The 7,700-nt window shown below is 70.4% G+C and carries 3 protein-coding genes and 3 pseudogenes; 3 read left to right on the top strand and 3 right to left on the bottom strand.

All coding sequences use genetic code 11. The annotated features are described in order from the left end of the window. Nucleotides 1-87 precede the first annotated feature (87 nt). The 3 genes and pseudogenes from EFK10_RS45700 to EFK10_RS45690 all read left to right on the top strand — a co-directional run. The gene (locus EFK10_RS45700) at nt 88-942 is read left to right on the top strand and encodes a DNA cytosine methyltransferase (protein ID WP_127361534.1); all 855 of its coding nucleotides are present in this window, start codon (nt 88-90) and stop codon (nt 940-942) included. After that, nucleotides 939-2,190 (top strand): annotated as a pseudogene (gene repSA / locus EFK10_RS45695) (replication initiator protein RepSA); the annotation flags it as partial. The gene EFK10_RS45700 and the pseudogene repSA, both read left to right, overlap by 4 nt. Next, nucleotides 2,186-2,652: pseudogene (locus EFK10_RS45690) on the top strand (tyrosine-type recombinase/integrase); the annotation flags it as partial. The pseudogenes repSA and EFK10_RS45690, both read left to right, overlap by 5 nt. A gap of 344 nt (nt 2,653-2,996) precedes the next feature. On the opposite strand, the gene EFK10_RS45685 reads toward EFK10_RS45690, so the two are convergent. The 3 genes and pseudogenes from EFK10_RS45685 to EFK10_RS45675 all read right to left on the bottom strand — a co-directional run. Continuing rightward, entirely contained in the window at nt 2,997-3,452 is a 456-nt protein-coding gene (locus tag EFK10_RS45685; RefSeq protein ID WP_127361533.1) for an SUKH-3 domain-containing protein, read from the bottom strand. Next, on the bottom strand, nt 3,449-7,270 hold the full coding sequence (locus EFK10_RS45680) for a DUF6531 domain-containing protein (RefSeq protein WP_127361532.1): 3,822 nt from the start codon (nt 7,268-7,270) through the stop codon (nt 3,449-3,451). Before EFK10_RS45680 ends, EFK10_RS45685 begins: the two co-directional genes overlap by 4 nt. Further along, nucleotides 7,267-7,700 (bottom strand): annotated as a pseudogene (locus EFK10_RS45675) (hypothetical protein); the annotation flags it as partial. The pseudogene EFK10_RS45675 and the gene EFK10_RS45680, both read right to left, overlap by 4 nt.

Genomic DNA, 7,700 nt, shown 5'->3' with positions numbered 1-7,700 from the left:
GAGGCTCGTCCCAAGGGACGGACCTTAAAGTCTCGGAGCCGACCGGCCCCGGCTCGGGTCTCGCCTCATGCCTTCGGGCCTATCCATGTGTGGGCGCGTGCGGGCAGGTCCGGGACCAGGTGGGCGTGGCGGGCGCAGCAGTACGACTACCGGTGCCCCAACGGCGCCACCTGCGGCCACCGCATCGTCGAGCCGTATGTGCGTCCGGCGGCGTCGGCGATCGACTGGACCGACATCGGCATCCGCATCGGCGACCGCCCCCACCACGGCAGGGGCCCGCTTGCAGCCTCGACCCTGCGCAAGATCCGGCTCGGGCTGGAGAAGCACCGCGTGCCCGCCGTGGTGACGGTCAACCACTCCGACCCCGGCGACGGCCGCGCCGTCCCCGCCCACTCCTCGCCGCTGGCCACCCGCACCGTGCGCATCGGTGACGGCATCGCCGTGCCGCCCATGCTCGTGCCTACCGGGGGCAGTTGGAACACCGACACGACCGCGGTGACGGTGCCGATGCGGACCCGCATGACCCGCGAAAGCGAAGGCCTGCTGCTGCCGGGGCCGTTCATCACCGAGCACCGGGGCGGCGGCAGCACCACCCGCGCCATCGGTGACCCGCTCGCCTCGATCACCGCCGGGGGCAACCACCACGGCCTGGTCATCCCCTACCGCAAGGGCCATCCGACCACCACCGCCCACCCGCTCCACACCATCGCCACCCGCGAATCGGCGGGCCTGGTCCTCCACTCCGACGCCCCGCCGCAGGACATCGCCCTGGAGGACTGCTACTTCCGGATGCTCTCCCCGCGTGAGCACCTGCGCGGGCAGCGATTCTCCGACGACTACACCGTGCTGGGCAACGGCGGCGAGCAGACCATGCAGGCAGGCAACGCCGTGCCCTCCAACGTTGCCCAGTGGATCGCCTCCGCCCTGCTGGAGGTCCTGTGACCAACAGGGCCCCCGCGACTCTGGCGGGTCTGGATCCGGTCACCTGGCAGGACTTCCTGCGGGTGGCCGGGCAACCGGGCCTCGACCGCTGGACCGAACAGGTCCGCCGCACCGGCGGCTGCTCCGACCCCATCCACCTGACCGGCTACACCAAGACCATGGACCGCGCTACTGGCCATGTCTTGCACGCCTACTCGACCGACGCCGAGCCCGGCGGCCGGCTCCGCGTCGCCTGCGGCAACCGCCGCGCCTCCCGCTGCCCCGCCTGCGCCTGGACCTACGCCGGAGACACCTACCACCTCATCCGCGCCGGACTCACCGGCGACCCGGACAAGGGCATGCCGCACACGGTGCGCGAACACCCCCGGGTCTTCGCCACCCTCACCGCCCCCAGCTTCGGCCCGGTCCACAACCGCCCCGCCTCCGGCCGCTGCCGCTGCGGCGCCCAGCACCCCGAGGACGCCCCCGCCCTCGGCACCGCCCTGGACCCGGGGACCTACGACTACGCCGGGGCGGTGCTGTGGAACAACCACGCCTCCGACCTGTGGCGCTACTTCACCATCTACCTCCGCCGCGATATCGCCGCCCGCGCCGGACTCACCCAAGCCGAAGCCCGCCGACAGGCCCGGATCTCTTTCGGCAAGGTCGCCGAATACCAAAAGCGCGGGGCCGTGCACTTCCATGCCGTGATCCGCTTCGACGGACCGGACGGCCCCGACTCCCCGCCGCCGGCCTGGGCGACACTGGACCGTGCCCGTGCCCGCCGCCGGACCCTTCCCCGCCCGCGTCCTGCGCTGGGGCACCCAGCTCGACGTCCAGCCCATCGGGGCCTTCGACCGCGGCGAGGTCACCGAGCAGGCGGTAGCGGCGTACGTGGCCAAGTACGCCACCAAAGCAGCCGAGACCACCGGCACCGTAGACCGCCGGTTCGGCGAGCTCGCCGAACTCGACAAGCTCCCGGCGCTGCCCGATCACGCCCGGTGGCTGATCCAAGCGTGCTGGGACCTCGACGTGCACTACTCGGACCGGAAGCTGTGGGCCTGGGCTCACATGCTCGGCTTCCGGGGCCACTTCTCCACCAAGAGCCGCCGCTACTCGACCACCCTGGGGGCGCTGCGGCAGGTCCGGGCGGACTACCGCGCCCGCCAAGAACGCTCCGCGCTCGGCCTGCCCGACCTGGACGACGCACCCGAGGTCACCACACTCGTGCTCGCCCACTGGGCCTACGCCGGCCACGGCCATGGGCCACCGGGTGACCGGGCCCACCAAGTCGGAGGCTGGCAAGCGGCTGCTCGTCCTGCCGGCCTTCCTGCACACCGATCTGCGGCGGCATCTCGACTGGTTCGCGGAGAAGAAGCCGGATGGGCTGCTCTTCGTCGGCGAGCGGGGCGCGCCGTTCCGGCGGACCACCTTCGGGCGGAAGTGGCACAAGGCCCGGGTCAGGGTCGGCATGCCGGACGGCTTCCGGTTCTACGATCTCCGCCACACCGGGCACACTCTCTCGACGCAGAGCGGCGCGACCTTGAAGGACACGATGGTGCGCGCGGGGCAGTCCTCGGAGCGGGCGGCGCTCTCTATCAGCACTCGACGGTGGAGCGACAGAGAGAAGTCGCCGGCGGCATTGACGCACTGGTACGCGCCGACCGGAAGAAGATCGCGAACAAAGAGGGCGACGGGCCTTCTGGTGCGGATCTGGTGCAAGACGCTTAGAGAGGTCTAGACAACAAACAAGGCCCGGGTCTGTGACCTGGGCCTTTGTCGTGGAGCGGGTGACGGGAATCGAACCCGCGCTCTGAGCTTGGGAATCACGGGTCTTTCGGGTCCGGATAGGGTCCTGACCTGCGTAAACGACTACATGTGCATGGCTGCGTGATTTCTCGGGCTGACCGGTGTTGACCGTGATGCCCCGCCCTGTCTGGCACGGATCTGGCACGGCGCCACGGTTCGAGCCACGGACAGCCAGACCGAGATCCGGCCGATGACAGGACGGAGCGGTCGTGGCCGACTGTCCGGCCCGCCCTGCGTCACATGCGCAACGCGACGTCCCTCCGTCCTCAGAAGAACGTCTTGTCCCAATCCCCGCTGACGAGCGCGCGGACCGCGTTCTCGAAACCGTTGGCGACTCGCTGGATCCCGGCGTCTCCGGCGAAGAGGATGTCGCCGTTCTTCGCCAGCAACAGGTACTCACGGCTGGAGAACACGGCACCGATCGGGAGAACGGGCTGGCCGATGCGGTTGGCGTAGTTGCGTACGTTCCGCAGCGGGGCGTCCAGGGCGCTCTCGGCCTCGGTCGTGAGCTCCTCCTCCCACTGCCGCCACGGCCAGACGATGGTGAGTTCGCCGTAGGTCTCCAGAAACTCGCGGAGCTGGGGGGTGACGTCGAAGCCGTCCTCGACGTACTGGTGGCAGGCATCATCGACGTCCAGCGGGCCGACTTCGAGGCGTGCGGTGGTTCCTGCGAGGGAGTCCCGCAGTCTCTGTACCGCAGGCCGCTCAGGGGTGTCGTTCATCCTGTCAGGACCTCTCCTCCGAAGTCGGGCACCCACGTCCCGCAGTTGCCGCACATCTTGAATTTCTTGCCCTTGGGGTTGACGGTCACCAGATCGACGTTCTTGGGATCGGCGCCGTCCTTGATCGCGTTGGTGAACATCCTTGGTTCGCCGCACACCCCCGGCGGGCGTCCGCTTGGAAGCTGCGATTCCTTGGGCATCGCATCCGTCACGGCCTTCTCATGGCCGGTTTCCGGTCCGCTCTCGCCGTAGTAGATCTTACCGGTGGTCTGGTCGCGGCCCACGGTGTAGGCGCCCGGTACGTCGTCGCCCTCGCCGAGGCCGCTCGTGACGTCCTGGATCCGCTGCTTCCCCAGGGCCATCAGCTGCTTCTTGATGTCGCCGGTCGCGTCCGGCATGAGGCCGAGGGGGTCGCACCAGGTCAGCGGATTGTGGACGTATGCGTCGGGGTTGGGAGCGGGGCTGAGACCGAGTGGGTCCGGGGTGGTGTAGCGGGCGGTTTCGGGATCGTAGTAGCGGTTGAGGTTGTAGTGGAGTCGCGTCTCGGGGTCGAAGTACTGGCCGGGGAAGCGCAGCGGGGTGTAGGTGGCGCTGTCGGCCGGCCAGCTGGTGGTGCCCCAGAGGGTCGCGACGGCCCGCCAGGCGATGGTGTCGGTGGCCGGGTCGACGAGTTCGGTCGGAGTGCCGACGAGGTCGGTGACGATCGCGAAGAACCTGCGGTCGATCTGGTCCTGGGGGGTGCCGGCGGTCGCCGGCGTCGTGACGGTCTCGGTCTGGGCGAGCGGGTGCAGGCCCCGGTGGTCCCAGCTCATGGTGTACGGGCCGGGGAGAGAGGGCGCGTAGGTCGTCTGTTCGGCAAGGGTGGAGCCGTCCCAGGTGAACTCCGTCCGCTCCTTGACGGTTGCGCCGTCCGCGGCCAGGCGGTGCTTGGCGATCCGGCGGCCGAAGGGGTCGTAGAGGTAGGTCCAGCGGATGCCGTCGGGTGTGATGACGCGGGTGAGGCGGTCCTCGGCGTCCCAGGTGTAGTGCCAGTTCGCGGGCTTCTTCGACAGGCGGGTGACCTGGCGGAGCATGGTGCGGCCCGCGTCGTCGTACTCGTACCGGACGCGGCCGGCGGCGGCGAGCTGGGTGCCGGCGTAGGTCCGGGCGCCGACCGCCGCCTCGGCGGGGCCGGTGGTGGGCCAGTCCGCTTCGGTGAGGTTGCCTACCGGGTCGTACGCGTAGCTCTCGGTCCAGGTGGCGGCGTGCACGGCGGTGACGCGTCCGGCGGCGTCGAGGTCGAAGGCACGGGGACCGTTGAGCTGGTCGTCGACGCCGGTGACGGTGCCGTCGCCGCGGTAGGTGTAGTCGCGGCGCTGTAGCACCGACCGCTCGGACCGGAGGATCTGGCTGGTGAGGCGGTGCTCACTGTCCCGGGCGCTGGTCAGGGTGAGGCGGTCGCCGATGGTGCGTTCGTACTCGTGCCCGGCCGCGTCGTAGGCGAAGTCGATCCTGCCGCCGGGAGTGGTCAGGGAGGTGCGGCGCCCGGCCTCGTTGTAGGTCCACAGGCTGGTGTGGCCGCTGGGGGTGGTGCGGCCGGTGCGGCGGCCCAGCGCGTCCCGGGTGTGGGTGAGGGTGCGTCCGTTGACGGTCTCGGTGAGCAGGTTGCCCAGGACGTCGACGGTGCGGAGCAGGTCGGCGTCCGGGCCGGTGGCCCGGATCAGGTGCCCGGCGAGGTCGTAGGCGTAGCTGGTCGTCGCCGCGTCCGCGGTCTTCGCCACCAGTTGACCGAGGACGTCGTAGGCGTACTGGATCCGCTGGCCCAGCGGGTTGGCACGGGAGACGACCTGGCCGGCGGCATCCAGCTGATAGTCGACGCTCCGGCCGTTGAAGTCGGTCTCCGAGATCAGCTGTCCGGCAGCGTCGTAGGTGTACGTCCAGGACTGCCCGAGAGGGTTGGTGACGGCCACGAGTTGCATGTGCGCGTCATAGTCGAAGGTGAGACGAGTACCGTCGGGAGCGGTACGGGCCGCGAGGGCCTCGAAGGGCGTGTACTCGAAGCGGCTGACCTGGCCGAGCCGGTCGGTGTGCGCGAGGAGATTGCCCTCGTCGTCGTACGTCCACGTCTCGGTGCTGCCGTCCGGAGCCGCGTACGAGGCCAGATCGCCCTCGGTGCTCCAGGTCAGCCGGGTGACGCCGCCCAACTGGTCGGTGACGGCGGTGACACGGCCGAAGGCGTCACGCTCGTACCGGCTGGTGGCCCCGGTCCGGTCGGTGACCTCGACGGGGAGGCCGGCCCGGTTGCACCGGACGAGGGTGGAGTGACCGAGGGCATTGGTGACGGAGGCGAGGTGCCCGGACTCGTCGTAGCCGTAGCGGGTCGTCGCGCCGGCCGGGTCGCTGACCGAGGTGCGGCGGCCGGCCTGGTCGTACGTCTGCTGCCAGGTCCGGCCGCCCGGCCTGGTGATCAGCGTCGGCTGGCTCGCGTCGCTGAAGTAGGCGGCCGTGGACTGCTCGCCGTCCGGGCGGGTGACGGCGATGAGCGCCCCCGCGCCGTCGTAGTCGAAGCGGGCGGTACGGCCGAGCGGATCCGTCCGGGAGACCAGGCGGTCGTACTCGTCCCGCTCGAAGAAGGTGGTGTTCCCGAGCGGGTCGGTCTGGGCGACGATCTGAGCGTGCTCGTTGACCTGATAACGGGTGACGTGGCCGAGGGCATTGGTCTCGGAGTGGACTCTGAGACCGGTGGCCGGGTCCGGATCGCCGTACTCGAAGCGGAAGTTGAGCGAGCCGTCGGCGCCGCCCTCGTTGACGACCCGGTCGAACTCGTCGTAGGTGTAGAGATAGCGGGTGCCGTTGCGGTCGGTCCAAGACAGAATCCGGCCCTGCGCGTCGTTGGCGAAGTGCAGGGGCCGACCGGAGGAGTTGTACACCGCGCTGAGGTGCCCGCCGGTGTAGTCGTAGCCGGTCAGCGGGAGGTCGCCGCCGCCCTCGGCCGCCCCCGCCAGTCGCAGAGCGGTGATCCGCCCCGCGTCGGTGCCGACCAGGACGCGGTAGCCGCCGGAGTGCGTCATGCTCAGCGGCGCACCGTCCGCGTCATAGCCGAAGTCGACCCGATGACCGGCCCGGTCACGGATCCCGGTCAGCAGGGCCGTCCCGCCGTCGCGCCCGCCGCTGAACTCCCGGACCAGGCCCGTGGACGCGTCGGTCAGGGTGTAGTCCCCACCGTGGGCGCCCGCCCTCAGGTCCAGCCGGGCGCCGGCCGTTGCCTGCACCGCCTCGTCGGGGGCGGGGTGCGGGTAGGCCTGGGCGGTGCGGTCCGCGCTGAGGTACACCACCCCCTCGGCGTCGATTTCCAGCCGCTCGTCGAAGGTGCAGACCCAGCGGGGGCCCATCCAGCGCCCGGCCCGGTAGCCGGACTCGTACGAACGCTTGAACAGCAGAGACAGCGCGCCAGGAAGGGACAGGTCCATCTGTTCGATGAACATCCGGCCCGTCGCCATGTCCACCGGCTCGCCGCCAGGGCACACCGACTCCTGCGGCCGACCCGCCTCGCGCGGGTTCTCCACCTGCTCGCGGCCCCGCCCTCCGCCGGACGTCCGCCCTGCCCCGCTGCCGCCGGCATGCGGACCGGGCAGGTCCTCCTTGCCGCCGCCTTTGAGGATCTTCTCCATTTCGGCGGCGTGCTTGGCGTCGTTCTCGACGTGGTTCTCCGCGACCTTCTTCAGCCGTTTTCCGGTGTCCTGGTAGAAGTCCTTGACCGCTTTTCCGGCGTCCTCACCGATGGCCTTGCCCATTTTCTGAGCCCCGTGCTCCAGGGCCTTGACGATCTGGTTGCTCACTCGAAGCTCACCCCCGCGAGCTTGGTGCGGAACGCCTCGGCGTGCGAGGCCACCGTCTCGGCATGGCCGCGCATCAGCTCCGCGTGCGCGTGCATCTGCTCCGGATGGATCGAGAAGCCCTCACCCACCGACCCGGTGCCCCCTCCGGTGCCAGCGGACACCCCGAGCGCCGACTCCGCCGCCTGGAACACCAGCCCCGTCACGGCCCGCCCCACCACCTCCACCAGCGGGTCCATGGCGGCCTCGATCACCTGCCCGATGATGTACTGCTCCAGCTGCTGCTCCAGGAAGTCCATCAGCTTCTCGGCCGCCTCCACGACCAGCACCTCAGCTGCCTCGGCCAGCCCCAGGGTCGCCACCGCCGCCGCCTGGTCCGCGATGAACGTGGCGGCCAGCACCGCCAGTTCGGCGATCGCCTCGACCTTCATCG

The sequence above is a fragment of the Streptomyces soli genome, from assembly GCF_003999195.1.
In the GTDB taxonomy this organism is placed as follows: domain Bacteria; phylum Actinomycetota; class Actinomycetes; order Streptomycetales; family Streptomycetaceae; genus Actinacidiphila; species Actinacidiphila soli.
The sequence above is the reverse complement of the archived record's forward strand: the minus strand, read 5'-3'. Positions and strand labels throughout refer to the sequence as shown.

Coding starts and splice junctions, on each gene's coding strand:
- EFK10_RS45685 (WP_127361533.1), bottom strand. CDS start 3,452: ATGAACGACACCCCTGAGCGGCCTGCGGTACAGAGACTGCGGGACTCC.